The following is a 26741-nucleotide window of genomic DNA, read 5'->3' as shown; positions in this document are numbered from 1 at the left end:
CCAGGTACTGCTTGTACCAGGATAAGGAGACTCTGGTACCAGGGTGGGCGAGGGCCGATCGTCGGTGGCGTGACTACGACATCCCCCTCCGCCCGGACCGCCGTCGCCGGTGTCGGCCACGCCCGGCCGGCGCTCGGCACGCTCGGCCTGTTCACGGTGCTGCTCGGCGCCGCCCTGCCCCTGATCGACTTCTTCATCGTCAACGTCGCCCTGCCGACCATCGACCACGACCTGGCCGCAGGACCGGCGCTCCTGGAGCTGGTCGTGGCGGGCTACGGCCTGGCGTACGCGGTGCTGCTCGTGCTCGGCGGGCGGCTCGGCGACCGGTTCGGGCGCCGTCGGCTCTTCCTCGCCGGGATGGCCGCCTTCGGCCTGACCTCGCTGGCCTGCGGGCTCGCCCCGGACGCCTGGACGCTGGTCGGGGCGCGGGTGGCACAGGGTGCCGCGGCGGCCCTGATGCTGCCGCAGGTGCTCGCGACCATTCACTCCTCGACGTCGGGCGCCCGGCACGCGAAGGCACTCAGCCTCTACGGGGCGACCGCGGGCCTGTCGATGGCGGCGGGCCAGATCCTGGGCGGGCTGCTGGTCGCGGCGGACCTCGCGGGCACCGGCTGGCGGGCGATCTTCCTGGTCAACGTGCCGGTGGCGCTCGCCGGGCTGCTGCTGGCGGCCCGCTCGGTGCCCGAGACCCGCTCGGAGCGGCCCGCGCGGGTGGACCTGCCGGGCACGCTGCTGCTGGCGCTGGCCCTGCTCACCCTGCTCGCGCCGCTGACCGAGGGCCGGGCGGCGGGCTGGCCGCTGTGGACCTGGCTGTCCCTGGGCGTCTTCCCGTTCGCGGCGGGCGCCTTCTGGTGGGCCGAGCTGCGCGCGGACCGGCGGGGCGGGACGCCGCTGGTGCCGCCGCGGCTGCTGGGCCTGGTCTCGCTGCGCCGGGGCCTCGCGGTGGTGCTGCCGCTGTCGGGCGGCTTCAGCGGCTTCATGTTCGTGACCGCGGTGGCGCTCCAGCAGGGCCTCGCGATGGGCGCGGTGGCCTCGGGCCTGGCGCTGGTGCCGATGGCGGCGGCCTTCTTCGCCGCCTCGCTGGCGGGGCCGCGGCTGGTGCGGCGCTGGGGCACCCGGATCGTGCCGGTGGGCGCCGCGTTCCAGGCGGCGGGCCTCGGGCTGGTCGCGTGGGCGGTGGCGGGCGGCTGGCCGGAGCTGTCGGTGGCGGACCTGGTGCCGGGCATGGCGGTCGCGGGCCTCGGCCAGGGGCTCCAGCTGCCGGTGCTGTTCCGGGTGGTGCTGTCGGAGGTGCCGGGCGAGCAGGCGGGTGTGGGCGGCGGGGTGATGGTCACGGCCCAGCAGTCGGCGATGACGCTGGGCGTGGCGACGCTCGGCTCGCTGTTCCTGTCGCTGGCCGCCTCGCCGGCCGGGATGGGCCCGGCGCTGACGACGACGCTGCTGGTCCAGCTGGGACTGGTGGGGCTGACGCTGCTGCTGAGCCTGCGGCTGCCGCGCTCGATCGGGTGAACGAGAGAAGTAATGAATGACAGATATTGAAATCTGTCATCGGTCATGCCATGGTTGATTCCATGACGACCACGACTCCCCTCCCCACCCGTTCCCTCGGCACCACCGGCCCCCGGGTCTCCGCCCTCGGCCTCGGCTGCATGGGCATGTCCGCGCTGTACGGCGAGAGCGACCGCGCCGAGTCGATCGCCACCCTCCACGCGGCCCTCGACGCCGGAGTGACCCTGCTGGACACCGGCGACTTCTACGGCATGGGGCACAACGAGCTGCTGATCGCGGAGGCCCTGCGCACCGCCCCCGCGGGCGCCCGGGAGCGGGCGCTCACCAGCGTGAAGTTCGGCGCCCTGCGCACGGTGGAGGGCGGCTTCAGCGGCTACGACGGCCGCCCCGCCGCCGTGAAGAACTTCGCGGCCTACTCGCTCCAGCGCCTGGGCGCCGACCACATCGACATCTACCGGATCGCCCGCGTCGACCCCGACGTGCCGATCGAGGAGACCGTCGGCGCCATCGCCGAGCTGGTCGAGGCGGGCCACGTCCGGCACATCGGCCTCTCCGAGGTCGGCGCCGACACCCTGCGCCGGGCGGCGGCCGTCGCCCCGATCTCCGACCTCCAGATCGAGTACTCGCTGATCTCCCGCGGCATCGAGGAGAAGATCCTGCCGGCCGCCCGGGAGCTCGGCATCGGCGTCACGGCCTACGGGGTCCTCTCCCGCGGCCTGATCAGCGGCCACTTCACCCGGGACCGGGAGCTCGGCGCGGGCGACTTCCGCGGCATGTCCCCCCGCTTCCAGGGGGAGAACCTGTCGCGCAACCTGGACCTGGTCGACCGGCTCCGCGAGGTCGCCGAGGCCAAGGGCGTGACGGTCGCCCAGACCGCCATCGCCTGGGTCCTCGCCCAGGGCCCCCGGCACGGCGCGGACATCGTCCCGCTGGTCGGCGCCCGCCGCCGGGACCGGCTGGCCGAGGCGCTCGGCGCGATCGAGGTGACCCTGGACGCGGCCGACCTGGCGGCGATCGAGGCGGCCGTCCCGGCGGGCGCGGCGGCCGGCGAGCGCTATCCGGAGGCCCAGATGGCCCACCTGGACAGCGAGCACTGACCGGTAGTGTCGGTGCCATGGCCGCCACCGAAACCCTGACCGCAGAGCGCATCCTCGAAGCCACCGAGGAGGTGCTGCGCCGCTACGGCCCCGCGAAGGCGACCGTCGTGGACGTGGCCCGGGTGCTCGGCGTCAGCCACGGCAGCGTCTACCGCCACTTCCGCACCAAGGCGGCCCTGCGCGAGGCGGTCACCGAGCGCTGGCTCTCGCGCACCGAGACCGTCCTGGCCGAGCTGACCGGCACCCCGGGCACGCCCGCGCCGGAGAAGCTGCGCTCCTGGTTCTCGACCCTCTTCGAGGCCAAGCGGCACAAGGCGGGCGACGACCCGGAGCTGTTCGCGACCTACGGGGTGCTGATCGACGAGAACAGCGGCGTGGTGGACCAGCACGTCGACGTGCTGATCGGCCAGGTGCGCTCGATCGTCGAGGAGGGCGCCCGGGAGGCCGAGTTCACCGCCGCCGACCCGGACGCGACGGCCCGCGCGCTCTTCCACGCCACCGCCCGCTTCCACGACCCGGCCTACGCGCCGGAGTGGCGGCGGCCCGCGATCGAGGCGGAGTTCGAGTCGGTGGTCGGCCTGCTGCTGCGCGGCCTGCGCCCGTGACGGACCCTCCCGGCCCACGGACGGCGCCCCGGGCGACGGCCCGGACGGCGCCCCGGGCCCGGACGCGGGAAAGCCCCCGGTTCCTCAGCGGAACCGGGGGCTTTCCCGTACGTCGTGCCGGACTCAGCAGCCGAGCAGGCGGCTGCCCAGGTAGCCCTGGATCTGGTCCAGGGAGACGCGCTCCTGCTTCATGGTGTCGCGCTCGCGCACGGTCACCGCGTTGTCGTCGAGGGTGTCGAAGTCGACGGTGACGCAGTACGGGGTGCCGATCTCGTCCTGGCGACGGTAGCGGCGGCCGATGGCGCCGGCGTCGTCGAACTCGATGTTCCAGTTCTGCCGCAGGTCGGCCGCGAGGCCCTTGGCCTTCGGCGAGAGCTGCGCGTTGCGGGACAGCGGCAGAACCGCGACCTTGACCGGGGCCAGGCGGTGGTCGAGGCGCAGCACCGTGCGCTTCTCCAGGACGCCCTTGGCGTTCGGCGCCTCGTCCTCGTTGTAGGCGTCGAGGAGGAAGGCGAGCATGGCGCGGCCGACACCGGCCGCCGGCTCGATGACGTACGGCGTGTAGCGCTCGCCCGTCTCCTGCTCGTGGAACTGGAGGCTGGCGCCGGACGCCTTGGAGTGGGCCGTCAGGTCGTAGTCGGTGCGGTTGGCGACGCCCTCCAGCTCGCCCCACTCGCTGCCGCCGAAGGAGAAGCGGTACTCGATGTCGGCGGTGCGCTTGGAGTAGTGGGAGAGCTTCTCCTGCGGGTGCTCGAACCAGCGCATGTTCTCCTCACGGAGACCCAGGCCGGTGTACCAGTTCCAGCGCTGCTCCATCCAGTACTCCTGCCACTGCTCGTCCTCGCCCGGCTTGACGAAGAACTCCATCTCCATCTGCTCGAACTCGCGCGTGCGGAAGATGAAGTTGCCCGGAGTGATCTCGTTCCGGAAGGACTTGCCCATCTGCGCGATGCCGAACGGGGGCTTCTTGCGCGCGGTGGTCTGCACCTGGGCGAAGTTGGTGAAGATGCCCTGGGCGGTCTCCGGGCGCAGGTACGCGACGGAGCCGGTGTCCTGGGTCGGGCCGAGGTGGGTGGAGAGCAGGCCGGAGAAGTTCTTCGGCTCGGTGAAGGTGCCCTTGTTGCCGCAGTTGGGGCAGTTGAGCTCGGCGAGGCTGGTGGGCAGGCTGCCGTGCTTCGCCTCGTACGCCTCCTCCAGGTGGTCGGCGCGGAAGCGCTTGTGGCAGGAGGTGCACTCGGTCAGCGGGTCGGTGAAGGTGGCGACGTGACCGGACGCCTCCCAGACCTCGGTGGCCAGGATGACGGACGAGTCGATGCCGACGACGTCCTCGCGCGCGGTGACCATGTAGCGCCACCACTGACGCTTGAGGTTCTCCTTGAGCTCGACACCCAGCGGTCCGTAGTCCCAGGCGGCACGCTGACCGCCGTAGATCTCGCTGCACGGGTAGACGAAGCCACGGCGCTTGCTCAGGCTGACGATGGTGTCGATCTTGTCGGCGGCCACGGTGCTCTCTTCATTACGACGACGAAGTGCGAATGCCACAGGTTACCGGCGCCCGCACCCCCTCTTTCAAATCGGTTCCCCGTCACCCGTCGGAAAGCGGAGGGAGGCGGGGACCAGGCGGTCCACGGCGACGATCAGATCGCCTCCCGACTTGTACTGGTCTGCCTGGATATCGATCACGGCCCCGTGCTCCCCGTGGAGCACCCGCCGCCCGGCCGGGCCCACCCCGAGCCCGGCCACCTGGTGCCAGCGCACGAGGTGGTTGCAGTGCCCCGTCCAGTGCGCGAGCCCCTCGTCGCCCAGGTACAGGCGCTCGTGGCGGCCGGCGCCCCCGAAGAGCCGGGGCCGGTACTCGTACGCCTCGCGCAGGCCCTCGGGGAAGCGGACGGGCTCCGGCACGAAGGGGCTGTCCGGCCCCGGGGCGCAGTGCGCGGGCATCACCAGCAGCGCGGTCGAGGGGTACCCGGCGAGGGCCTCGCGGACCTCCCGGGCCCCGGCCGCCGCGAGCCGGGCCAGCACGCCGGGGACGTCGTACACCGCCAGGCCCGAGACGTGGTCGAGCCCCGCCGCGAAGAGCTGCCCGAGCCGCCCGGTGTCCGAGCCGAGCCGGGCCGCGCGGGCGGCGGCGGCGCGGCGCACCTCCGCCTCCGCCGGGCCCCGCCCGGCGAGCGCGCGCAGCACCCCGTCGAGTCCGTCCGCGACGGCCCGGGCGCCGGGCTCGTCGGTGGGGGCCAGCAGCCAGAAGCGCATCCGTCCGCCGCCCACGTAGGCGGAGTGCAGTTCGACCTCGCCGGTCAGGTCCGGCGCGGTCGCCGGGTCCGCGGCGGCGCGGGCGCGGGCCACGTCGGCGGCGAGGTACCCGACGGGGGTGGCGGGCACGTCGAAGGAGAGCGTGACCCGCTCGCCGTCCTCGTGGGGTGCCTCCAGCCAGCAGCCGGAGGTGCCGGGCAGCGGCTCCACGACCGGCCGCTCGGGCGCCGGTCCGGCGGGCAGCCGCGGGGCGAGCGCCCTCGGCGGGGGCCCGGTGAGCAGCAGGACCGCCCCGCCCCGGGTGAAGCGAGCGGCGGCCCAGTCCCGGAGCGCGGCCGCGCCGAGGTGCCCGACGGCGGGCGCGGGCCGGCCGGTCTTGCCGGGTCCGCGCAGCCCGTAGCGGAAGGCCAGCTCGCGCTCCTGGAAGCCCTCCCAGCGCTCCTCGCGCTCCTCGCGGGCCACGGCCCGGCGCACGGCGGCGGCGAGGGCCGGGGCGTCGTCGACGGGCGGTTCGGCGAGCGCGCGGCAGAGCCCGTTGACGGCCTCGGCGACCCTCTCGGGTTCGCCGGTGACGGTGAAGCGGGTGTGGTCGCCCTCGACGGCAGCGTCCAGCTCCTCGCAGCCGTGGGCGGTCCCGGCGACCGCGTCGAGCGCGAGCCGCGCCAGGACGGCGGTGAGGCCGCGGCGCGGGAAGGGCTCGTGCTCGATCCCGGTGCCGAAGAGGAGGTGGGCCGTGCCGGGGCCGGGGACGTCGTCCCAGTACAGGGGGATGCCGTCGATCTCCGTGCGCCGCATGGTCGAACGATAGTGCCGTGGGACACACGTACGGCAATTGACAACCGTTTCCACTTTTGTTGAAAATGAGTGTCATGAACGTACGACGCCTGATACCCAGCACCGCCGTCGCCGGAGCCGCCGCCCTCGGGCTCCTCACCCTCTCCGCCTGCTCCGGGACCTCGGACGCGGCCGACAAGGGAAGCGGCGGCAAGCTGGACGTCGTGGCGTCGTTCTACCCCATGCAGTACCTGGCGGAGCAGATAGGCGGCGGCCACGTGGCCGTCGACACGCTCACCAAGCCCGGCGTCGAGCCGCACGACCTGGAGCTCAAGCCGAAGCAGATCGGCGAGCTCGGCGAGGCCGACGTCGTCCTCTACCTCAAGGGCATCCAGCCCGCCGTCGACGACGCCATCGCCCAGGCCGGCGTGCAGCACACCGTCGACGCGGCCACCCTCACCACGCTGGAGAAGCACGGCGACGAGGTCGGCCACGAGGGCCACGACCACGGCGCCGAGGAGGCCGGCGGCGAGGACCACGCCGGCCACGACCACGGCTCCGAGGCCGGCACCGACCCGCACATCTGGCTCGACCCCGTGAAGTACGCCGAGGTCGCCAAGGGCGTCGGCGCCGCCTTCGAGAAGGCCGACCCGGCCCACGCCGCCGACTACAAGAAGAACACCGACGCCCTGGTGAAGAAGCTCGGCGAGCTGAACACGCAGTTCGAGACGGGCCTCAAGAACACCGCGGGCCGCACCTTCATCACCACCCACTCCGCCTTCGGCTACCTCGCCGAGCGCTACCACCTGGAGCAGGAGGGCATCACCGGCATCGACCCCGAGTCCGAGCCGAGCCCCGCCCGCATCAAGGAGCTCCAGGACATCGCGAAGAAGGACAAGGTCACCACCGTCTTCTTCGAGACCCTCGCCAGCGACAAGACCGCCAAGACCCTCGCGGCCGACACCGGTCTCAAGACCGACGTGCTCGACCCGCTGGAGGGAATCACGGACAAGTCCAAGGGCGCTGACTACATCGAGGTCATGCGGTCCAACCTCGCCGCGCTCCAGAAGGCCCTCGGCGCGAAGTGACACCCCAGCAGCAGCAGGAGGCACCCGTGAGCACGGATGTGAGCACCGACGTGAGCGCCGAGGCGGGCGCGGCGGCGCACGACGGACCCGTCATCGCCGTCCGCGGCGCCACCGCGGCCCTCGGCTCGCGCCCCGTGCTGCGCGGCGTCGACCTCACCGTCCGGCGCGGCGAGGTCGTCGCCCTGCTCGGCGCCAACGGCTCCGGCAAGTCCACCGCCGTCCGCTCCGTCATCGGCCAGGTGCCGCTGACCGGCGGCACGATCGAGCTGTTCGGCACCGAGCAGAAGCGGTTCCGCGACTGGGCCCGCGTCGGCTACGTGCCGCAGCGCACCACCGCCGCCAGCGGCGTGCCCGCCACCATCCGCGAGGTCGTCACCTCCGGCCGGCTCTCCCGCCGCCGCTTCGGCCTCACCACGAAGGCCGACCGGGCCGCCGTCGACCGGGCCATCGCCCTCGTCGGCCTCGGTGACCGCGCCAAGGACTCCGTCTCCGCGCTCTCCGGCGGCCAGCACCAGCGCGTGCTCATCGCCCGCGCGCTGGCCTCCGAGCCCGAGCTGCTGATCATGGACGAGCCGATGGCCGGCGTGGACCTCGCCAGCCAGGAGATCCTCGCCGCCACCCTGCGCGAGCAGGTCGCCGGCGGCACCTCCGTCCTCCTCGTGCTGCACGAACTCGGCCCGCTGGAGCCGCTGATCGACCGCGCCGTCGTGCTGCGCGACGGCTGCGTCGTCCACGACGGCCCGCCGCCGAAGGCCGTCGGCCAGCACGCGCTGCCCGGCCACGACCACGTCCACCCGCACGCGGCCGACGAGCCGCTCCGTACCGGTCTGCTGACCTGAGGACGCCCCCATGGAATTCCTCCAGCTCGCCTTCATGCAGCGGGCGCTCATCGCGGCCGTCCTCGTCGGCATCACCGCGCCCGCCGTCGGCATCTACCTCGTCCAGCGGCGCCAGGCGCTGATGGGCGACGGCATCGGCCACGTCGCCATGACCGGTGTCGGCCTCGGCTTCCTGCTCAACAGCAGCCCCGTGTGGATGGCCACCGCCGTCGCCGTCGTCGGCGCCGTCGCCATGGAGCTGATCCGCGCCTACGGCAAGACCCGCGGCGACCTCGCCCTCGCGCTGCTCTTCTACGGCGGCATGGCCGGCGGCGTGCTGCTGATCAACCTCTCGCCGACCGGCTCCAACGCCAACCTCAACTCCTTCCTCTTCGGCTCCCTCTCGACGGTCTCCGCCGAGGACGTCACGGCCATCGGCATCCTGGCCGCCTTCGTCGTCCTCGTCACCGTCGGCCTGCGCCGCCAGCTCTTCGCGGTCAGCCAGGACGAGGAGTTCGCCCGCGTCACCGGCCTGCCGGTGCGCTTCCTCAACCTGCTCATCGCCGTCACCGCCGCCGTCACCGTCACCGTCGCCATGCGGGTCGTCGGCCTGCTGCTGGTCAGCGCGCTCATGGTGGTCCCGGTCGCCGCCGCCCAGCAGCTGTCCCGGTCCTTCCGTACGACCTTCGTGCTCGCCGTCGTCATCGGCACCGGCGTCACCCTGACCGGCACGGTCACCTCCTACTACCAGGACGTGCCGCCCGGCGCGACGATCGTGCTCCTCGCGATCGGCGTCTTCATCGGCCTCACCCTCCTCGCGACCCCGCTGGCCCGGCGGCGCGCCCGGGCCGCCGAGACCGCCGCGCGGGCCTGCGACGCGGAGCTCCCGGGCGCCCGGCGGCCCACCGACGACGTGAAGGTCTGATCACGGTCCGGATCCAGGGGGGCGGGGGGCTGGCAGAATGGCGGGGGCAGACAAGATTCAAGGAGGCCCCCGTGGTGACGGCAGGACCCCCCGTACGAGGCCGCTCGACGAAGCAGCGGGCCGCCGTGTCGGCGGCGCTGAACGAGGTGGACGAGTTCCGCTCCGCGCAGGAGCTGCACGACATGCTCAAGCACCGCGGCGACTCCGTCGGCCTCACCACCGTCTACCGCACGCTCCAGTCCCTCGCCGAGGCGGGCGAGGTGGACGCGCTGCGCACCAGTGACGGCGAGACGGTCTACCGGCGTTGTTCGACCGGCGACCACCACCACCATCTGGTCTGCCGCGTCTGCGGCAAGGCCGTCGAGGTGGAGGGCCCGGCCGTGGAGCAGTGGGCGGAGACGATCGCGTCCGAGCACGGCTTCGTCAACGTGGCGCATACCGTCGAGATCTTCGGCACCTGCGCGGAGTGCGCGGCGAAGTGACCCGATCCGGCCACCCGGCCTGACCTGCGACCCGACCTGACATACGAGGGGCCCGCACCGATCGGATTCGGTGCGGGCCCCTCGTCTCGCGGCCGGGCCGGGGTCAGCGGATCCGCTTGGTGTTCCGCTCCAGGATCTCCCGCACCCGGTCGGCGTCCGCCGGGTCGGCCAGCCCCCGCTTGGGCAGGAAGGCGACGCCGACCCGGCCCTTGTCGGACGAGAGCAGCACGAACTGGTCCGGCGTCTCGGCGTGCCGGGAGAACAGCTCCCAGCGGCCCACGACCTCGGAGTCCCGGCTCGTCCAGCGGACCCCGTCCTCCTCGACCCGGGCCCGGTGCTCCCCCTGCCGCTCGATCAGCGGGAAGAGCTGCCGGGCGGTGAGCCGCGGCGTGAGCGGCACCAGGACGAGCCCCATCACGCCGAGCGCGGCCACGAAGACCATCGCGCCCACCGCGGGCTCGCCGGGCGCGAAGAGCAGCACGACGAGCGCCACGGCCGCGAGCACCGAGGTGATCCGCATGAGCACCCGCGCGCGCCGGAAGGTCCCGAAGCGCATCTGGACCCGTATCGCGTCGAAGACGTCGTCCCGCGTCGGCGTGTAGACCAGCTCCACCATGTCCCGGTCCCCGCTCAGCCCTTGTCGAGGACCGCGAGGTCCGCCGGGTCCACGCCGCCGAAGCGCCGGTCGCGCTGGGCGTACTCGACGCAGGCCCGCCACAGGTCGCGGCGGTCGAAGTCGGGCCACAGCACGTCCTGGAAGACCATCTCGGCGTACGCGCTCTGCCAGATCAGGTAGTTGGAGGTGCGCTGCTCGCCGCTGGGGCGCAGGAAGAGGTCGACGTCCGGCATGTCCGGGTAGTACAGGTACTTCTGGATCGTCTTCTCGGTGATCTTCGAGGGGTCGAGCCGGCCCGCCTTCACGTCCTCGGCGAGCGCCTGCGCGGCGTCCGTCAGCTCCGCCCGGCCGCCGTAGTTCATGCAGAAGTACAGCGTCAGCTTCGTGTTGTCCTTGGTCTGCTCCTGGGCGACCTGGAGCTCCTTGGCGACGGACTTCCACAGCTTGGGCATCCGGCCCACCCAGCGCACCCGCACGCCGAGGGAGTCGAGCTGGTCCCGGGACTTGCGGATGAAGTCGCGGTTGAAGTTCATGAGGAAGCGCACCTCCTCGGGCGAGCGCTTCCAGTTCTCGGTGGAGAAGGCGTAGAGCGAGATGGAGCCCACGCCCATCTCGATCGCGCCCTGGAGCACGTCGAGCACCTGCTCGGCGCCGACCTTGTGGCCCTCGGTGCGCGGCAGCCCGCGCTCCTTGGCCCAGCGCCCGTTGCCGTCCATGACGATCGCGACGTGCTCGGGCACGAGCTCCGACTGGAGCTTCGGCGGGCGGGCTCCGGACGGGTGCGGCTCGGGGGTGGCGTACTCCCGGCGCTGGCGTCCGAGAAGTCGTGCGATGGCCATGGCGAAGGGTCTCCTAGCTCTTCTCTACGTACCGCAGCGAGCGGAGCCCGCGCTCCAGGTGCCAGTGCAGATAGGCGGACACGAGGCCGCTGCCCTCCCTGACGTGACGCGGCTCGCACGCGTCCGCCGTCGCCCAGTCGCCGGTGAGCAGCGCGCTGAGCAGGCGTACGGCCTCCGCAGAGGGTACGACGCTTCCGGGCACCCGGCAGTCGCCGCATATGACTCCGCCCGCACCGACCGAAAAGAACCGGTTGGGGCCGGGAAGTCCGCATTTCGCACAGTCGTCGAAACTGGGCGCGTAGCCGTTCACGGCGAGCGAGCGCAGCAGGAACGCGTCGAGGATCAGGTGCGGCGCGTGCTCGCCGCGCGCCAGCGTCCGCAGCCCGCCCACGAGCAGCAGATACTGCTGCACGGCCGGCTCGCCCTCGTGGTCGGTGAACCGTTCCGCCGTCTCCAGCATCGCGGTGCCCGCGGTGTACCGGGCGTAGTCCGTGACGATCCCGCTGCCGTACGCGGCGATGGTCTCGCTCTGCGTGCACAGCGGCAGCCCGCGCCCGACCAGCTCACTCCCCCGGGCGAAGAACTGCACGTCCACGTGCGAGAACGGTTCGAGCCGCGCGCCGAACTTCGACTTGGTCCGGCGCACCCCGCGCGCGACGGCGCGCACCCGCCCCTGGCCGCGCGTGAGCAGCGTGATGATGCGGTCCGCTTCGCCCAGCTTCTGGGTGCGCAGCACGATGCCGTCGTCGCGGAACAGGCTCATGGCCCCATTCTCGCGTACGGGAGTGACAGCCCAGGCCGCCCCCGCCCGGGCCCCGGGCGGGAACGCGGGTCCACGTGGTCTACGGTGGACCGACTCCCCCCGCACCACTTATGGAACCCATAAGTCCACCTTATGAGGCCATAGACCGGGCCCGGGTACCGCTCCGTTCGGCGCATTATTTAGGGTGACCTAAGTGCGGCGGGCCCTCGCCGACACGTCGCTTGCGAAGGGAAACCCGTCATGCCCCGCCCCCTCCGGGTCGCGATCGTCGGCGCCGGCCCCGCCGGAATCTACGCCGCTGACGCGCTGCTGAAGTCCGAGGCCGCCGCCGAGCCGGGTGTGTCCATCGACCTCTTCGAGCGGATGCCCGCCCCCTTCGGCCTGATCCGCTACGGCGTCGCGCCCGACCACCCCCGCATCAAGGGCATCATCACCGCCCTCCACCAGGTCCTCGACAAGCCGCAGATCCGCCTCTTCGGCAACGTCGACTACGGCACCGACGTGCACCTGGACGACCTGCACGCCTTCTACGACGCCGTGATCTTCTCCACCGGCGCCACCGCCGACCGCGCCCTGGACATCCCCGGCATCGAGCTCGACGGCTCCTACGGCGCCGCCGACTTCGTCTCCTGGTACGACGGGCACCCGGACGTCCCGCGCACCTGGCCGCTGGAGGCCGAGAAGGTCGCCGTCCTCGGCGTCGGCAACGTGGCCCTCGACGTGGCCCGCGTGCTCGCCAAGACCGCCGACGAGCTGCTGCCCACCGAGATCCCCGCCAACGTCTACGAGGGCCTCAAGGCCAACAAGGCGCTGGAGATCCACGTCTTCGGCCGCCGCGGCCCCGCCCAGGCCAAGTTCAGCCCCATGGAGCTGCGCGAGCTGGACCACTCGCCGAACATCGAGGTCATCGTCAACCCCGAGGACATCGACTACGACGAGGGCTCCATCGCCGAGCGGCGCAAGAACAAGCAGACCGACATGGTCGCCAAGACCCTGGAGAACTGGGCGATCCGCGACATCGGCGAGCGCCCGCACAAGCTCTTCCTGCACTTCTTCGAGTCGCCCACCGAGATCCTCGGCGAGGACGGCTCCGTCGTCGGCCTGCGCACCGAGCGCACCGAGCTCGACGGCACCGGCAACGTGAAGGGCACCGGCACGACCACCGACTGGGACGTGCAGGCCGTCTACCGCGCGGTCGGCTACCTCTCCGACGAGCTGCCCAAGCTCCCCTGGGACGCCGCCAGCGGCACCGTCCCGGACGCCGGCGGCCGGGTCGTCGAGGAGAGCGGCGCCCACCTGGCGTCCACCTACGTCACCGGCTGGATCCGGCGCGGCCCCGTCGGCCTCATCGGCCACACCAAGGGCGACGCCAACGAGACCGTCGCCAACCTCCTGGACGACCACGCGAACGGGCGGCTGCTCGCCCCCGAGTCCCCGCAGGAGGAGGCCGTCGTGTCCTTCCTGGAGGGCAAGGGCATCGCGTACACCACCTGGGAGGGCTGGTACGCCCTGGACGCCGCCGAGAAGGCGCTCGGCGAGCCGCAGGGCCGCGAGCGCGTGAAGATCGTCGAGCGGGACGAGATGCTGCGCGCCAGCGGCGTCGAGCTCGGCTGACCGAGAGCCCCACGGCGCCACCGCACCACCCGACGGCGTGGACCCCCGCTCTACAGCGGCGTGGTCCGCGCCGTCGCCAGTAGCCGGGCCGTGTCGTCGGCGCACAGCGCCAGCGCGTTGCCCACGGTGCCCAGCACCTCCCGCTCCGCCGGGGTGTACGGGCCGTCCGCCAGCGCGATCCGGGCGCCCTGGAGCAGGATCGATTCGCGGCCCGCGGCGGCCAGGTGCGGGGCGAGCGGTTCGAGGGCCTCGTGCAGCTCGATGGCGAGGGCCGCTCCCCCGCTGCTGACGTCGGGCAGGAAGCGCCCGGTGTCGGCGGCGAGCGCCTCGACCAGGTCGACGAGCTGGCGGGCCGTACAGTCCGTGAACCCGGCTGCCCGGACCCCGGCGGCGGCGGTGTCCACGGCGGCGCGGGAGCCGGTGCCGCCGGCCGCCAGGACGGCCAGGGCGACCGTGTGCACGGCGTCGCGCAGCATCGCCGAGAACCGGCCCGTGGTCGGGTGGGTCAGCACGTCCGTGCCGAAGTGGGTGTGGCAGGCGGCGCACTCGACGACCGGGCCCGCGTCCCCCCGGGGCAGCAGCGGCACGCCGAGCAGGGCGAAGCGCCGGCGGCCCGTCCGGCGCCGGTAGTTCCGGTCGCCGCCGCACTCCTCGCAGAAGAACTCTCCGTCGCCGACGGTGTTCCAGGAGGTGCGGATCCCGCAGAGAACCCTGCTCCGCTCCGATGACTTCCGCGCTGGCCGCACGCCGCACCTCCTTCACCTCCCGGCAACATTGCCGGCGTTGGCGTGATGTTAGCCACATCGATGATGCGGCGTCAGCACCTCGTCAGCAGAACGCCGGGGAGATGGCCGAGACCCGCCGGGCCCCGAGGGGGCGCGGCGGGTCCGGTGCGGGGGCTCAGGAGGCGCGCTTGCGCAGCTTCGCGAAGGCCAGGAAGCCGCCGCCGAGCAGGACGACCGCCGCGGCGACGCCCATCGCGGCCGGCCCGAAGGACGAGCCGGTGGTGGCGAGATCACCCTCCGGGGTGGACGAGGGCGAGGGGGCCGGGGCGCCCTCCGACGTGCTCGGGGACGGCGAGGAGGTCCCCGGGACCGACTCCGAGGGGGTGGGGGTGGCCGAGCCGGGCGGGGTGGTGGCGGGGGTGCTCGGGGTGGCCGGCGCGCTCGGCACGTCCGTCGGGGTCGGCTTGGGCTGTTCGGGGGTGACCGGGGGCTTGCCGGGGGTGGTCTCGCCGGGCAGGCAGCCGGTGAAGTTCATCTGGTGGGTCTCGGCGCCCGGGACCGTGAGGAGCTTCTCGGCGACGACGGAGCCGTTGACGTGGCCGGGACCGACGCCGGGGCCGCCCATCTCGACGGTGGCGTTCGGCGCGAAGATCGTGCCGGGCCAGGAGGTGTAGTTCTTCTTGACGCTCTCGGCCTGCGGGAAGTTCCACAGCAGCTTGGAGCGGACGCTCTTGAAGTCGGCGCTGCCCGCGTTGTAGTCGTCCATGACCAGGGCGCCCTTGGCGGCGTCCCAGAGGTAGACGCCGTAGGTGGGCGCGGTGCTCATGTCGTACGAGCCGCCGAGCACGTTCACCAGGGTGGAGGCGCCCGCCGGGACCTTGATCGATATCGCGCCGGCCTTCTGGAGGTCGGCGGCGGCGACGGCGAAGACGTTCAGCTTGGCGTCCGTACCGGTGAGCATCAGGCCCTGGTAGTCGGTGGAGCGGCCGACGGTGCCGTTGGGCTCGACCGCGGCCCAGCCGGTGGAGAGGGCGCGCAGGGAGGCGAACTCCTTGCCGAAGTCGATCGGCGAGGGGCCCTCCTTCACCTTGTCGCCGTCGACGCCGAAGCCCGAGCCCTTGGTGGAGCGGTCCACGACCTTGCCCGCGATGCCGGTGCCCTTGTCGAGGACGACCTGGTTGGCGTACAGGGTGCCGCCGACGACGAGGCTGTGGCCGCCGGGGAGGGCCGCGAGGTCGCCGGGGGTGAGGCGGTTGCCGATGGAGAAGCCGGAGGGCCGCTTCGGGTCGCCGAAGGTGGCGTCGCCGCCGACGGCGACGGCGCCCTCGGAGTCGGAGTGGCGTACGGAGTCCTTCTCGACGAACTCGGCGTAGCGCCCGGCGACGCCGAGCGGATTCGTCTCGCACGCGGTGGTGGCGGAGGCGGCGGCGGGGGCCCAGACGAGGGCGGCACCGGTCACCGCGAGGGCGGCGGCCACGGCAGCGGGCGTGCGCATGGGAGCTCCAGGTCAGGAGTGCGGGGAGGGTGTCCGAGTGGACGGTCCGAGTGGACGAGCCGACCTTCCGCCATGCGCTGATGTGGCGTCAACTCACCTGATATGACACCGATTCCGACATGTCGGCAGCTTCTTCCTTAAGTGAACCTGAAACCGTGACCGAGCTCACACATGCCGCTGCCCCGCGCCCCGGGTGGGATGCGGGGCAGCGGCCCGGTCGGAGGGTCAGCGCGCCGAGCGGTTCACCGCCGACACGACCGCCTTCAGCGAGGCGCGGGTGGTGTTGGCGTCGATGCCGATGCCCCACAGGACCTTGCCGTCGATGGCGCACTCGATGTACGAGGCGGCCTGCGCGGAGGCTCCCTCGCTCATCGTGTGCTCCTGGTAGTCCAGCAGCCGGGCGTCCACGCCGACCGCCTGCAGGGCGGCGAAGAAGGCGGAGATCGGGCCGTTGCCGGAGCCGGTCAGGACCGTCTCGACGCCGTCGACGACCGCCTCGACCTTCAGGGTGTCGGTGCCGTCCGTGTCGGAGGTGGACTGGCCGGAACGCAGCTGGATGCGGCCCCAGCGGGCCGCGGCGCCGTCCTGGCTGGGCAGGTACTCGTCCTGGAAGACGGACCAGATCTGCGCCGGGGTGACCTCGCCGCCCTCGGCGTCGGTCTTCGCCTGGATGATCCGGGAGAACTCGATCTGCATCCGGCGGGGCAGGTCCAGCTTGTGGTCGTTCTTCAGGACGTACGCGATGCCGCCCTTGCCGGACTGCGAGTTGACCCGGATGACGGCCTCGTAGGAGCGGCCGACGTCCTTGGGGTCGACGGGCAGGTACGGGACGGCCCACTCGATGTCGTCGACGGTGACGCCCTTCGCGGCCGCGTCGGCCTCCATGGCGTCGAAGCCCTTCTTGATGGCGTCCTGGTGGGAGCCGGAGAAGGCGGTGTAGACCAGGTCGCCCGCGTAGGGGTGGCGCGGGTGGACCTCCATCTGGTTGCAGTACTCGGAGGTCCGGCGGACCTCGTCGATCTGCGAGAAGTCGATCTGCGGGTCGACGCCCTGGCTGAACAGGTTCATGCCCAGGGTCACCAGGTCGACGTTGCCGGTGCGCTCGCCCTGGCCGAACAGGCAGCCCTCGATGCGGTCGGCGCCGGCCATGACCGCCAGCTCGGCCGCCGCCACGGCCGTGCCGCGGTCGTTGTGCGGGTGCACGGACAGGCAGACGTAGGCGCGGCGGGTCAGGTTGCGGGACATCCACTCGAAGCGGTCCGCGTGCGTGGAGGGTGTCGAACGCTCCACGGTGGCGGGCAGGTTGAGGATGATCTCGCGGCCGGGGCCGGGCTGCCAGACGTCGCAGACCGCCTCGCAGACCTCCAGCGCGAAGTCCAGCTCGGTGTCGGTGAAGATCTCCGGGCTGTACTGGTAGCCGAAGGTGGTCTCCGGGCCCAGCAGCTTCTCCGCGTACTCCATCACCAGGCGGGTGCCGTCGACGGCGATCTGCTTGATGTCCTCCTTGGAGCCGCGGAAGACGACCCGGCGGAAGGTGGGCGCGGTGGCGTTGTACAGGTGGACGGTGGCGCGGTGGGCGCCCTTCAGCGACTCCACGGTCCGCTCGATCAGGTCCTCGCGGGCCTGGGTCAGTACGGAGATGGTGACGTCGTCCGGGATCGCGCCCTCTTCGATGATCGAGCGGACGAAGGCGAAGTCCGTCTCGCCGGAGGACGGGAAGCCGACCTCGATCTCCTTGTAGCCCATGCGGACCAGCAGGTCGAACATCTCGCGCTTGCGGGCCGGGCTCATCGGGTCGATCAGGGCCTGGTTGCCGTCGCGCAGGTCGGTGGAGAGCCAGCGCGGCGCCTTGGTGATGCGGCGGTCGGGCCAGGTGCGGTCGGGGATCTCGACGGCCTCGTACTGCCCGTACTTGTGCACGGGCATCCCGGACGGCTTCTGGGTGTGCGTCGCGGTGGTGACGGGCGTCGGACGGCTGACGAACGGCGACTGGGACATTGCGTAGGGCTCCTCGGGTCCATCAAGAAGGACGGCCGACTGTCGAACGCAACACCGAAACCCGCGGGGAGGGGGTCGGCCTACGACTACAGGCCCTCGCCGCGGCAGCTAAGGAGAAGCAGCCCGAAACGCATGATGTGCGTCACCATAGCCCAGCCCGGCGGAGGCGGACGTCCCGTTTCAGTATGCGGGACGGGGTCCGCGTCAACAGGGAAAGGTGACCCATCACTCCATTTCGCCAATCATGGTCGCGGCTCGTGACACCCACACCACGCAGTGCCACATTTTCGTCATGACACCCCACTTCTGCACGATCGTGCCGCCCCACCTCCTGGAGCGGCTGGCGCAGTCCGACGACCCGGCGATCGCGGAGTCGGCCCGGCGGACCCTGGTGACCGACGCCGCCCACCGCACCGCCCGCCGGCTGCTGGCCCCGCCGGCCCCCGCGCCCGAGGGCTCCGGCACCGGGGAGACCGGCGCCCGGCGCACGATCTACGACGCCCACCACGGCACGCGGCTGCCGGGCGACCGGGTCCGCGGCGAGGGCGAGGCCCCGGTCGACGACGCCACCGCCAACCGCGCCTACGCGGGCCTCGGCGCCACCTACGACCTCTTCAAGAACGTCTACGGCCGCGAGTCCATCGACGGCGCGGGCCTGCCGCTGGTCGCGAGCGTCCACTACGACGAGAAGTACGACAACGCCTTCTGGGACGGCGAGCAGATGGTGTTCGGCGACGGGGACGGCGAGCTGTTCCTCGACTTCACCCTGCCGGTCGACGTCATCGGCCACGAGCTCACCCACGGCGTCACCCAGCACACCGCGAACCTCGCCTACTACGGGCAGTCGGGCGCGCTCAACGAGTCGGTCTCCGACGTCTTCGGCACCCTCGTCAAGCAGTACGCGCTCGGGCAGAGCGCCGAGCAGGCCGACTGGCTGATCGGCGCCGGGCTGCTCGGCCCCGCCGTCGACCGGGGCGTGGCGCTGCGCTCGATGAAGGAGCCGGGCACCGCGTACGACGACGACGTCCTCGGCAAGGACCCGCAGCCGGCCACGATGGACGGCTATGTGCGCACCCACGCGGACAACGGCGGCGTGCACATCAACTCGGGCATCCCCAACCACGCCTTCTACCTGGCCGCCACCGCCCTCGGCGGCAACGCCTGGGAGCGGGCCGGGCGGATCTGGTACGACACGGTGACCGGCGGCACGCTCGACGCGGAGGCCACGTTCAAGGACTTCGCGGCGGCCACGGTGGCGGCGGCGCGGGCCCGTTACGGCGAGGGCGAGGAGCTGAAGGCCGTCACGGACGCCTGGGCGGCCGTCGGGGTGTCCGGCCGCTGAGGCTGCGGTAGACAGGACCCCATGAGGATTCGCGTCGTACGCACAGGGGGCTTCGCCGGGATCGTCAGGTCGGCGGAGGTGGACACCGAGGGCAGGCCCGACAGCGAGCGGCTGCGCTCGCTGGCCCGGGAGGCCCTCGACGCCCCGCCGCCGCCCGAGGGCCGCGGGGTCCCGGACGGCTTCCACTACGAGATCACCATCGACGGGCGGACGGTGCGGTGGGCCGATCCGCACCTCACCGACGAGCAGCGCGAGCTGATCCAGCTCGTCCTGAAGGAGGGCGCGTAGCCGCGCGCCCGCCCGCGCGCCCGATGGCCCCGGGACCTAGAAGCCCAGCTTCCTGAGCTGCTTCGGGTCCCTCTGCCAGTCCTTGGCGACCTTCACGTGCAGGTCGAGGAAGACCGGGGTGCCGAGCAGCGCCTCGATGTGCTTGCGCGACTTCATGCCGACCTCCTTGAGGCGGCTGCCCTTGGGGCCGATGATGATGCCCTTCTGGCTGGGGCGCTCGATGTACACGTTGGCGTGGATGTCGAGCAGCGGCCGGTCCGCCGGGCGGTTCTCGCGCGGGATCATCTCCTCGACGACGACCGCGATGGAGTGCGGCAGCTCGTCCCGTACGCCTTCGAGCGCCGCCTCGCGGATGAGCTCCGCGACCATGACCATCTCGGGCTCGTCGGTGAGGTCGCCCTCCGGGTAGAGCGGCGGGGACTCCGGCAGCAGCGGGATCAGCAGGTCGGCGACGAGCTGCACCTGCTTGTCGCCGACGGCCGAGACGGGCACGATCTGCGCCCACTCGAAGCCCAGCTCCTTGCCGAGCTGGTCGATCGCGATCAGCTGCTCGGCGAGGGTCCGGGAGTCGACCAGGTCGGTCTTGGTGATGATCGCGACCTTGGGCGTCTTCTTGATCTCGGCGAGCTCCTTGGCGATGAAGCGGTCGCCGGGGCCGAGCTTCTGGTCGGCGGGCAGGCAGAAGCCGATCACGTCGACCTCGGCCCAGGTGGTGCGCACGACGTCGTTGAGCCGCTCGCCGAGCAGGGTGCGCGGCTTGTGCAGGCCCGGGGTGTCGACCAGGATCAGCTGGGCGTCGGGGCGGTGCACGATGCCCCGGACGGTGTGCCGGGTGGTCTGGGGGCGGTTGGAGGTGATGGCCACCTTCTGGCCGACCAGAGCGTTCGTGAGGGTGGACTTGCCCGCGTTGGGGCGGCCGACGAAGCAGGCGAAGCCGGCCCGGTGGGGGACGGTGTTCTCATCAGTACGAGCGCTCATGGGGGCCATTCTCCCCGATGGACGGCCGCCTCACGTACTCGGCGTCCGGCGCCGCCGGATCCGCAGCCCCAGGACACCCGCCGTGCCCCCGGCGACGAGCACCGCGAGGGGCAGCCAGGGCAGGGCCAGGAAGGAGACCCCGGCGGACTCCCGGACGCCCTTGGCGGTCGCGGTCAGGGTCAGCTCGCCCCAGTCGAGCTGCGGGGAGCCGGTCCACCGCTCGGTGAGCCGGATCTTCTGCCGGGGCAGCAGCTCGGCGGGGAGCCGGTCCAGGTCGCGGGCGAGCAGGGTGCGCCCGAAGAGCCCCTGGGCCTTGAGGGCGACCCTAGGGCTGAGGGTGACGTTGCCGCGGTTGTGCAGGGTGTACGAGACGACGGCGGTGCTGGTCCCGGCGCCGGGCACGAGCGGCCGGTCCTGGCGCAGGGTGACGTCCTCGACGCCGAGGGCGGGCACGGTGGGGCCGCCGACCCGGAGGTAGACCCTGGCCCCGACCGCGCGCTGCACGCCGAGCGCGACGGAGCCGCCGGAGCCCTTCGCGATCCGCTCGTCGAGGGCGACGACGGCGCCGGGGTGGTCGCCGGGCTCGGCGTCGGCGGGCACGGTCAGGGTGTACGGGACGGTGACGGCGGAGTGCGGCGGGACGGTGACCCGGTCTCGGGCGGGCTTGATCCAGGCGCCGGCGCCGGTCTGCTTCTCCTGCCGGGTGCGCACGGCGAAGCCGCCGTCGCGTTCGGTGTTGTAGGCGTCCGCCCCGTACAGCAGGAAGCTCAGCGGGGCGGCGGTCTTGTTGGCGACGGTGACCTGGTCGCCGACGGTGCCGCCGGGGTCGGCGGAGAGGTAGAAGTACGGGCGGCTGCCGAGCTGCGAGGCGGCCGGGTAGACGGCCCACTCGCCGTTCTCGGCGGCGGCGGCGGGCGCGGCGGCGGGCCCGCCGAGCAGCAGGACGGCGAGCGGGAGGCTCAGGAGGCTCAGGCCGCGGAGGACCCTCAGGAGGAAGACGTACGGCTGGCGCACGGGTGCGGACCCCTCGGGAAGTGGACGACGGGCCGGCCGGGTGCGCGGCCGGCCCGTCGGGCGGTCAGGACAGCGTCAGCGTGAGCACGCCCGCGTAACCGCCGGGCGCCGTGAACGCCGGGACGTCGAGGGAGAGCCCCGCGTCGATGGTGAACTCGCCGCCGGTGAGCGCCCCGTTGGGCGTGGAGGCGAGGGTGGCGCCGGCCGCGCCGACGGGTCCGGCGGTGCCGGGGGCGCAGGTGCTGGGGCTGCCCGCCTTGGTGGTGCAGGACGGCGTCCAGCTCAGCTTGTCGGCGCCGATGGCCCCGCCCGGCCCGGTGAAGTCGGTGACCTTGCCGGTCAGGGACCAGCCCGCGGGGCCGCCGCGGAAGTCCTTGACCGTCACCGTCTGGAGGGGTCCGGTGGCGGCGCCGCCCTGGCCGAAGTCGACGGCCGAGAGCTGTACGGCGTCGCCGGCCTGGGTCATCGACAGTTCGCCGGCCTTGACCGTGGCCGTGAGCTTCTGGCTGTTCGGCGGGGTCGGGGTGTCGTCGATGACCTGGTAGGCGACGGGTCCCGCGCCCTTGGCCGGGTCCCAGGCCGCGCCCTCGTAGGCCACGATCCCGGTGGTCGCCTTGTCGTTGACCTTGAGGCGGGCCGCGAAGGCGCCCTCGCTGTCGGTCGTGACGGTCATCCGGTCGGCGGTCTCGGCGGCGCCGGAGCGGCCGACGACGGTGACCTCGGCGAGCGGGGTGAACTTGGTGCCGGAGACGGTGACGCGGACGCCGGGCGCCCCGGAGGGGGTGCCGAGCTCCAGTGCGCGCTCGTTGGCCCCGGGCTGCGGGCTGGCGGTGACCGTCTCGGAGACGGGCGCGCTCGCGACCGTACAGGGGGTGTCCAGCTCCATGATGTAGCTGGTGTGGATGTTGTAGTCGCCGGGCGCGAGGGTGATGTCGCCGGGCGCGGTGACCTTGAACGTGCCGGTCATGGAGAACGCCGGGAACGAGCCCTTGCCCGGGACGGGCGGGTTCTTCTTGGGGCCGGTGACGGTGACCGCGCCGGTCTGGGCGCCGCCGAGGGTGACCTTGCCGCTCGGGGTCATGATGTCGGCCGGGAGGGCGAGGTCCACCGGGTTGGAGGCGGCGGGCTTGGTGACCGTGTAGGTGACGGTGACCGTGTCGCCGACCTTGGGCACCGCGTTGTCGACGGTGATCTGGGCCGTGGTGGTGCCGTCGATCGGCGGGATGCCCGCGATCGGCGGCGGCACGCAGTGGGTGCCGAACTGCACCGGCACGGAGGTCGAGGTGGCCCCGGCGGGGGCGGCGAGCACGCCCCCGGCGGTGAGCGCGAGCGCGGTGGCGCCGAGGACGGCCGCCCAGCGGCGTCGTCTTCGGGCCGCCGCGCGGCTTTGTTCGAATGCCATGTGGGTCCCCTCCTGAGGGATGAGAGGGCGCCATTGACGGCTGCGGGCCGAGAGAAGTCAATGGAATCGAAAAACACCGACTGATGACCCATCAGATACTGTCAAGATCACGGGATTCCCTGATTTCCGCAGGTCAGAGCCGTCCGGACACAGGAACGACCGGCACCGCCCAAGGCGGCACCGGTCGGCCGTGCGGGAGAGGGGGCTCAGCTGAAGACGAAGGGCCCCGGGGACTGCGAGGTGAGCGCGTCGCAGTTGACGGTGACACCGAAGATCACCATCTTGAGCGCCGTGCCCGCGAAGTACGAGTTGAGGCTGTCGCCGGAGGCGACGGTCGCGCTCAGCGGGCCCATGGTGACCGAGCCGTTCATCGGGATCGCCGGGTTCTTGGTCCCGGTGAACACCCGGGTCCCGCCGCCCGCCTTGGCCAGGGTCAGGGTGGAGTTGATGGTGTCCTTGCCGACCGCGATCGGCGTCTTCACCGCCGAGGTGATCGTGATCGTCGCGGCGGTGCCCGTCTGCGTGGCCGTGAGGGTGGCACCGCCGCCGCCCCAGGACCCGCAGTCGTAGGTCGCGGTGGCCGAGCCGGGGGACACCGCGTAGGCGCCCGGCGCGAACGCGAGGGCTCCGGCGGCGAGCACGCCGCCGATCGCCGCCGTGATCCCTACGGTGCTTCTGCTTCTCATGACGAGGTCCAGCCCCTTCCGATGACGAACGCAGGGGTGCGGACACTGCGTCTGCGAGGAGATCTGACGGTCCGTTGGACCGATGGCTGATATTGAGGCGCACCGGGGCGGGGAAGGCAAGAGACGTTCCGTTGATCCTTCACAAACGCGCAAGGAACCCGGCGCGCACCGCGCACCGGGTTCCCCTCTCTTCCCACGCGTCCGGGCTTCACCCCCGTACGCGTGTCACGCGCGTACGGGCTCAGCCCGCGGAGACCGCCGCCTTGAGGCGCCCGTCCGTACCGGCCAGCAGCACCGGCGTCTCCGGGCCGCCCAGGTCCCGCACCGCCGCGCGGTCCGCGTCGGACGCGGCCTCGGCGGCGGAGACGAGGGCCGCCGCCTCCAGCGACCGCGCGCCGCTCGCCACGGCCATGGCGACCGCGGTCTGCAGGGCGCTGAGCTTGAGCGACGCCAGCTCGACCGTCCCCGCGACGTACGTGCGGCCGGTCTCGTCGCGTACCGCCGCACCCTCCGGCACCCCGTTGCGGGCGCGGGCGCTGCGCGCCAGCGTGATGATCTTGAGGTCCTCTGCGCCGAGGTCGTCGTGCTCGCGGTTGAGTGTCATGATCCGAGGATAGGTCCGGACCCCCGGCCGGCTCTGTGCGCCCTCGGCGAACGTCCCGCCCGCCGGGCGTCAGCCCGCGACCGGGTACATCGCGCCCCGGCGGCCCTCCGGGGACACCAGCCACTCCAGCTTCGCCGCCGTGTCCGCCTCGGCCAGCGGGGTGTGCAGCACGATCACCAGGTCCGGGCGGGCCGGCACGCGCAGCTGGGTGGCCTCCACCACCAGCGGGCCGACCAGCGGGTGCTCCATCTCCTTGCGGTTCTGCCCGCCCGGCAGGATGTCCCGCCGCTCCCACAGCGCGGCGAACTCCTCGCTCACCGCCTTCGCCTCCTCGACCACCTCGCGGAAGCCCTCGTCGTCGGGGCACTCCGAGCAGGCCGAGCGGAACTGCGCGACGACCTTCGGCGCCAGCTCGCACCAGCGCGGCGAACGCACCCGGTAGATCGGGTCGGTGAAGAAGGCGATCAGGCAGTTCTGCACGATCTCCGGCCGCATCCCCAGCACGATCGACGCCGCGTCGTTGTACATCACGGTGTTCCAGTACTGGTCCATGATGTGCGCCGGGAACGGCATCCACGTGTCGATCAGCCGCCGCAGCCCGTGGCACATGTCCCGGTCCTCCGGGGCGAGCTCCGGCGCCGGCGGGTTGAGCGCGGCCAGCACGTACAGGTGCCGCCGCTCGACCGGGCTGAGCCGCAGCACCCGCGCCACCGAGTCCAGGACCTGCGGCGACACGGTGATGTCCCGCCCCTGCTCCAGCCACTGGTACCAGGAGACCCCGACCCCGGCGAGGACCGCGACCTCCTCGCGGCGCAGCCCCGGGGTGCGGCGGCGCGCCCCGCCGTCCGGGAGGCCCACCTCGGCGGGGGTGACCCGGGCCCGACGGCTCATCAGGAACTCGCGGAGCTCGCCCAGCCGGTGCGACTTGGCCTCGATGCTCTCCAGTGGCGTGGCCACGTGTGCTTCCTCCCCCGGGCTGCCTGGTGGTGCGACCAACAGGATAAGTACCCGCTCCCCACGGTTGTTCCCGAGCCACGAGAGTCGTGGGCATGGCAACAACGACCTCTCCGGACTCTCCCCCGTCCCACCGGAACACCAAGACTCCCGCGCCCTCGCCCGCGCCCACGCCCGCCGCCCCGGGGCTCTCGGGCCGCGCCCGGCTCATCCTGATCGTGCTGTGCGCCGCCCAGTTCATGGTGGCGCTCGACTTCTCCGTCCTGAACGTGGCGCTGCCGGTGCTCGGCGCCGACCTCGGCCTCAGCCCCGCCGCCCTCCAGTGGGCGGTCACCGCCTTCGCGCTGCCGTCCGGCGGCTTCCTGCTGCTGTCCGGCCGCCTCGGCGACCTCTACGGGCGCAAGCGCCTCTTCCTCACCGGGCTCGCGCTGTTCGGCGCCGCCTCCCTGCTGGCCACGCTCGCCTGGGACCCGGCGTCCTTCCTCACCGGGCGCGCCCTCCAGGGCCTGGGCGCGGCGATGATCGTGCCGACCGGCATGTCGCTGCTGACCACCACCTTCCCCGAGGGCCCGCAGCGCGACCGGGCGCTCGGCATCTCCGGCACGCTGCTGTCGCTGGGCTTCACCGTCGGCATGGTGCTCGGCGGGGTCATGACCGACACGCTGGGCTGGCGCTCCACCATGGGCCTGCTCACCCTGTTCAGCCTGATCGTGCTGCCGCTGGCGCCGGGCCTGCTGCCCGAGTCGCGCACCCCGGAGCGCCCGAAGCTGGACGTGCCGGGCGCGGTGACCGTCACCGGCGGTCTGCTCTCGCTGATCTACGCCCTGTCGACGGCGGCCGAGCGCGGCTTCGGCGGCGCGGACGTGCTGGTCACCCTGGTCGCGGGCATCGGCCTGCTGACGGCGTTCGTGGTCGTCGAGTCCCGCAGCTCCGCCCCGCTGGTGTCGCTGCCGATGCTGCGGCGCCGCACGGTCGCCTTCGGCAACATCGGCGGGCTCGTCACGTTCTCGATGATGTCGACGGTCGTCTTCGTGCTGACCCTGTACCTCCAGGAGACGCTGGGCCTCTCCGGCTTCCTGACCGGTCTGGTCTTCGGCGTCCAGGGCCTGCTGTCGGTGTTCGCGGGCTCGGTCGCCCCGAAGGTGATCGGCCGCTTCGGCGCCCGCCGCACCCTGGTGGTCTCGCTCGCCGCGCAGGGCCTGTTCACGGCGGCGGTGCTCGGCATCGGCGCCTCCTCCGGCGCGATCCTGGCCACCGTCTTCGTCTCGCTGGCCTCGATGTGCCACCTGGGCGCGATCATCTCGTACGGCGTGACCGTCACCTCGGGCGTGCCGGACGAGGAGCAGGGGCTGGCGACCGGCCTGGTGACCACGACCCAGCAGGTCGGCATCACGGTCGGCATCCCGCTGCTCGGCGTGCTCGCCACCACGGGCGGGGACCTGTACGGGGGCGTCCGCACGGTGATCGCGCTGGACGCGGCGATCGTGCTCGGCGCGGCCGTGGTGGTCGGCCTCGGGCTGCGCCGCCGGTGACTCAGGGGCGGTCGAGCCGGAGCCGTACCGCCTTGGGGAGACCGGCGACCACCAGGTCGTACGAGTCCTCGACGAGCTCCCGGACCAGCCGGTCCGGGAGTTCGCCGACGGTCACGGTGTTCCAGTGCCGCTTGTTCATGTGGTAGCCGGGGGCGATCGCCGGGTGCTCCTCGCGGAGCCGTACGGCGTCGTCCGGGTCGCACTTGAGGTTGACCCGCAGCGGGGGGGGGGGGGGGCCCCCCCCCCCCCCCCAAAAACCCCCCCCCCCCAAGAAAGAGTACCACCGGGCGGGCGGGGCGCCCCCCCGGCTCCCGCACCACCCCCCCCCCCCCCGCCCCCC

Annotated in this window: 26 protein-coding genes; 11 read left to right on the top strand and 15 right to left on the bottom strand. The window is 72.6% G+C overall.

All coding sequences use genetic code 11. The features are described from left to right. The first annotated feature begins 69 nt into the window (after nucleotides 1–69). The 3 genes from AB0C99_RS32685 to AB0C99_RS32675 all read left to right on the top strand — a co-directional run bounded on the left by AB0C99_RS32685 (nucleotide 70) and on the right by AB0C99_RS32675 (nucleotide 3211). Nucleotides 70–1509: an MFS transporter gene (locus AB0C99_RS32685; RefSeq protein WP_362483008.1), complete on the top strand. Its 1440-nt coding sequence runs from the start codon at nucleotides 70–72 to the stop codon at nucleotides 1507–1509. Between the two features lie 62 nt (nucleotides 1510–1571). Beyond that, entirely contained in the window at nucleotides 1572–2606 is a 1035-nt protein-coding gene (locus tag AB0C99_RS32680) for an aldo/keto reductase (protein WP_362483007.1), read from the top strand. Nucleotides 2607–2623: 17 nt separating this feature from the next. Beyond that, the gene (locus tag AB0C99_RS32675) at nucleotides 2624–3211 is read left to right on the top strand and encodes a TetR family transcriptional regulator (protein ID WP_362483005.1); all 588 of its coding nucleotides are present in this window, start codon (nucleotides 2624–2626) and stop codon (nucleotides 3209–3211) included. A gap of 123 nt (nucleotides 3212–3334) precedes the next feature. Here the strand turns inward: AB0C99_RS32675 and AB0C99_RS32670 are convergent, their stop codons facing one another. After that, nucleotides 3335–4714: a glycine--tRNA ligase gene (locus AB0C99_RS32670; RefSeq protein ID WP_362483003.1), complete on the bottom strand. Its 1380-nt coding sequence runs from the start codon at nucleotides 4712–4714 to the stop codon at nucleotides 3335–3337. Between the two features lie 66 nt (nucleotides 4715–4780). Next, on the bottom strand, nucleotides 4781–6259 hold the full coding sequence (locus AB0C99_RS32665; RefSeq protein ID WP_362483001.1) for a hypothetical protein: 1479 nt from the start codon (nucleotides 6257–6259) through the stop codon (nucleotides 4781–4783). 74 nt (nucleotides 6260–6333) lie between these two features. On the opposite strand from AB0C99_RS32665, the gene AB0C99_RS32660 reads away from it, so the two are divergent. The 4 genes from AB0C99_RS32660 (at nucleotide 6334) to AB0C99_RS32645 (ending at nucleotide 9551) form a co-directional block, all read left to right on the top strand. Then, nucleotides 6334–7326: a metal ABC transporter substrate-binding protein gene (locus tag AB0C99_RS32660; RefSeq protein ID WP_362483000.1), complete on the top strand. Its 993-nt coding sequence runs from the start codon at nucleotides 6334–6336 to the stop codon at nucleotides 7324–7326. A gap of 50 nt (nucleotides 7327–7376) precedes the next feature. After that, nucleotides 7377–8165, top strand: coding sequence for a metal ABC transporter ATP-binding protein (locus AB0C99_RS32655; protein WP_362483034.1), 789 nt, complete (start codon nucleotides 7377–7379; stop codon nucleotides 8163–8165). A gap of 10 nt (nucleotides 8166–8175) precedes the next feature. After that, the gene (locus AB0C99_RS32650; RefSeq protein ID WP_362482998.1) at nucleotides 8176–9069 is read left to right on the top strand and encodes a metal ABC transporter permease; all 894 of its coding nucleotides are present in this window, start codon (nucleotides 8176–8178) and stop codon (nucleotides 9067–9069) included. Nucleotides 9070–9140: 71 nt separating this feature from the next. After that, nucleotides 9141–9551: a Fur family transcriptional regulator gene (locus tag AB0C99_RS32645; protein ID WP_362482997.1), complete on the top strand. Its 411-nt coding sequence runs from the start codon at nucleotides 9141–9143 to the stop codon at nucleotides 9549–9551. 103 nt (nucleotides 9552–9654) lie between these two features. Here the strand turns inward: AB0C99_RS32645 and AB0C99_RS32640 are convergent, their stop codons facing one another. From AB0C99_RS32640 to recO, 3 genes are read right to left on the bottom strand one after another with little or no spacing between them, the layout of a single operon-like run. Further along, on the bottom strand, nucleotides 9655–10167 hold the full coding sequence (locus tag AB0C99_RS32640) for a YcxB family protein (RefSeq protein ID WP_362482995.1): 513 nt from the start codon (nucleotides 10165–10167) through the stop codon (nucleotides 9655–9657). A 14-nt stretch (nucleotides 10168–10181) separates the two neighbouring features. Next, nucleotides 10182–11006: an isoprenyl transferase gene (locus tag AB0C99_RS32635; protein ID WP_362482993.1), complete on the bottom strand. Its 825-nt coding sequence runs from the start codon at nucleotides 11004–11006 to the stop codon at nucleotides 10182–10184. 13 nt (nucleotides 11007–11019) lie between these two features. Next, nucleotides 11020–11769 carry a DNA repair protein RecO gene (gene recO / locus AB0C99_RS32630; RefSeq protein ID WP_362482991.1) on the bottom strand — a complete coding sequence of 250 codons (750 nt, stop codon included), beginning with the start codon at nucleotides 11767–11769 and terminating at the stop codon, nucleotides 11020–11022. Between the two features lie 240 nt (nucleotides 11770–12009). On the opposite strand from recO, the gene AB0C99_RS32625 reads away from it, so the two are divergent. Then, nucleotides 12010–13383, top strand: a complete 1374-nt coding sequence (locus AB0C99_RS32625) for an FAD-dependent oxidoreductase (protein WP_362482990.1) — start codon at nucleotides 12010–12012, stop codon at nucleotides 13381–13383. Between the two features lie 50 nt (nucleotides 13384–13433). On the opposite strand, the gene AB0C99_RS32620 is transcribed toward AB0C99_RS32625, so the two are convergent. From AB0C99_RS32620 to leuA, 3 genes are all read right to left on the bottom strand, one after another. Next, nucleotides 13434–14129, bottom strand: a complete 696-nt coding sequence (locus tag AB0C99_RS32620; RefSeq protein ID WP_362482989.1) for a TerB family tellurite resistance protein — start codon at nucleotides 14127–14129, stop codon at nucleotides 13434–13436. A gap of 154 nt (nucleotides 14130–14283) precedes the next feature. Then, nucleotides 14284–15603 (bottom strand): choice-of-anchor A family protein, encoded by a 1320-nt coding sequence (locus AB0C99_RS32615; RefSeq protein ID WP_362482987.1) that lies wholly within the window; start codon nucleotides 15601–15603, stop codon nucleotides 14284–14286. A gap of 225 nt (nucleotides 15604–15828) precedes the next feature. Continuing rightward, nucleotides 15829–17601, bottom strand: coding sequence for a 2-isopropylmalate synthase (gene leuA, locus AB0C99_RS32610; RefSeq protein WP_362482986.1), 1773 nt, complete (start codon nucleotides 17599–17601; stop codon nucleotides 15829–15831). 292 nt (nucleotides 17602–17893) lie between these two features. Between leuA and AB0C99_RS32605 the strand changes: the two genes are divergently transcribed. Then, entirely contained in the window at nucleotides 17894–18943 is a 1050-nt protein-coding gene (locus tag AB0C99_RS32605) for a M4 family metallopeptidase (protein ID WP_362482984.1), read from the top strand. Nucleotides 18944–18964: 21 nt separating this feature from the next. Beyond that, the gene (locus AB0C99_RS32600; protein ID WP_362482982.1) at nucleotides 18965–19231 is read left to right on the top strand and encodes a protealysin inhibitor emfourin; all 267 of its coding nucleotides are present in this window, start codon (nucleotides 18965–18967) and stop codon (nucleotides 19229–19231) included. Nucleotides 19232–19267: 36 nt separating this feature from the next. Here AB0C99_RS32600 and era read toward each other — a convergent pair whose 3' ends face one another. The 6 genes from era to AB0C99_RS32570 form a co-directional block, all read right to left on the bottom strand. Further along, a complete protein-coding gene (gene era, locus AB0C99_RS32595) occupies nucleotides 19268–20209 on the bottom strand; it encodes a GTPase Era (RefSeq protein ID WP_362482980.1) in 942 nt (313 codons plus the stop codon). A 30-nt stretch (nucleotides 20210–20239) separates the two neighbouring features. Further along, nucleotides 20240–21181: a DUF916 domain-containing protein gene (locus AB0C99_RS32590; RefSeq protein WP_362483033.1), complete on the bottom strand. Its 942-nt coding sequence runs from the start codon at nucleotides 21179–21181 to the stop codon at nucleotides 20240–20242. A gap of 106 nt (nucleotides 21182–21287) precedes the next feature. Beyond that, nucleotides 21288–22625 carry a beta-xylosidase gene (locus tag AB0C99_RS32585; RefSeq protein ID WP_362482977.1) on the bottom strand — a complete coding sequence of 446 codons (1338 nt, stop codon included), beginning with the start codon at nucleotides 22623–22625 and terminating at the stop codon, nucleotides 21288–21290. 206 nt (nucleotides 22626–22831) lie between these two features. Further along, nucleotides 22832–23311 (bottom strand): hypothetical protein, encoded by a 480-nt coding sequence (locus AB0C99_RS32580; RefSeq protein WP_362482974.1) that lies wholly within the window; start codon nucleotides 23309–23311, stop codon nucleotides 22832–22834. 241 nt (nucleotides 23312–23552) lie between these two features. Then, entirely contained in the window at nucleotides 23553–23915 is a 363-nt protein-coding gene (locus AB0C99_RS32575; RefSeq protein ID WP_362482971.1) for a cytidine deaminase, read from the bottom strand. Nucleotides 23916–23984: 69 nt separating this feature from the next. Beyond that, entirely contained in the window at nucleotides 23985–24872 is an 888-nt protein-coding gene (locus tag AB0C99_RS32570) for a helix-turn-helix transcriptional regulator (protein ID WP_362482969.1), read from the bottom strand. A gap of 92 nt (nucleotides 24873–24964) precedes the next feature. Here AB0C99_RS32570 and AB0C99_RS32565 point away from each other — a divergent pair, with 92 nt between their 5' ends. Then, nucleotides 24965–26401 carry an MFS transporter gene (locus tag AB0C99_RS32565; RefSeq protein WP_362482966.1) on the top strand — a complete coding sequence of 479 codons (1437 nt, stop codon included), beginning with the start codon at nucleotides 24965–24967 and terminating at the stop codon, nucleotides 26399–26401. A gap of 1 nt (nucleotide 26402) precedes the next feature. Here AB0C99_RS32565 and AB0C99_RS32560 read toward each other — a convergent pair whose 3' ends face one another. Further along, nucleotides 26403–26672 (bottom strand): MmcQ/YjbR family DNA-binding protein, encoded by a 270-nt coding sequence (locus AB0C99_RS32560; protein ID WP_362482963.1) that lies wholly within the window; start codon nucleotides 26670–26672, stop codon nucleotides 26403–26405. Nucleotides 26673–26741: the final 69 nt, after the last annotated feature.

It is taken from the genome of Streptomyces sp. NPDC048659 (assembly GCF_040650575.1).
GTDB lineage: Bacteria > Actinomycetota > Actinomycetes > Streptomycetales > Streptomycetaceae > Streptomyces.
This window is presented reverse-complemented; position numbering and strand designations above follow the sequence as displayed.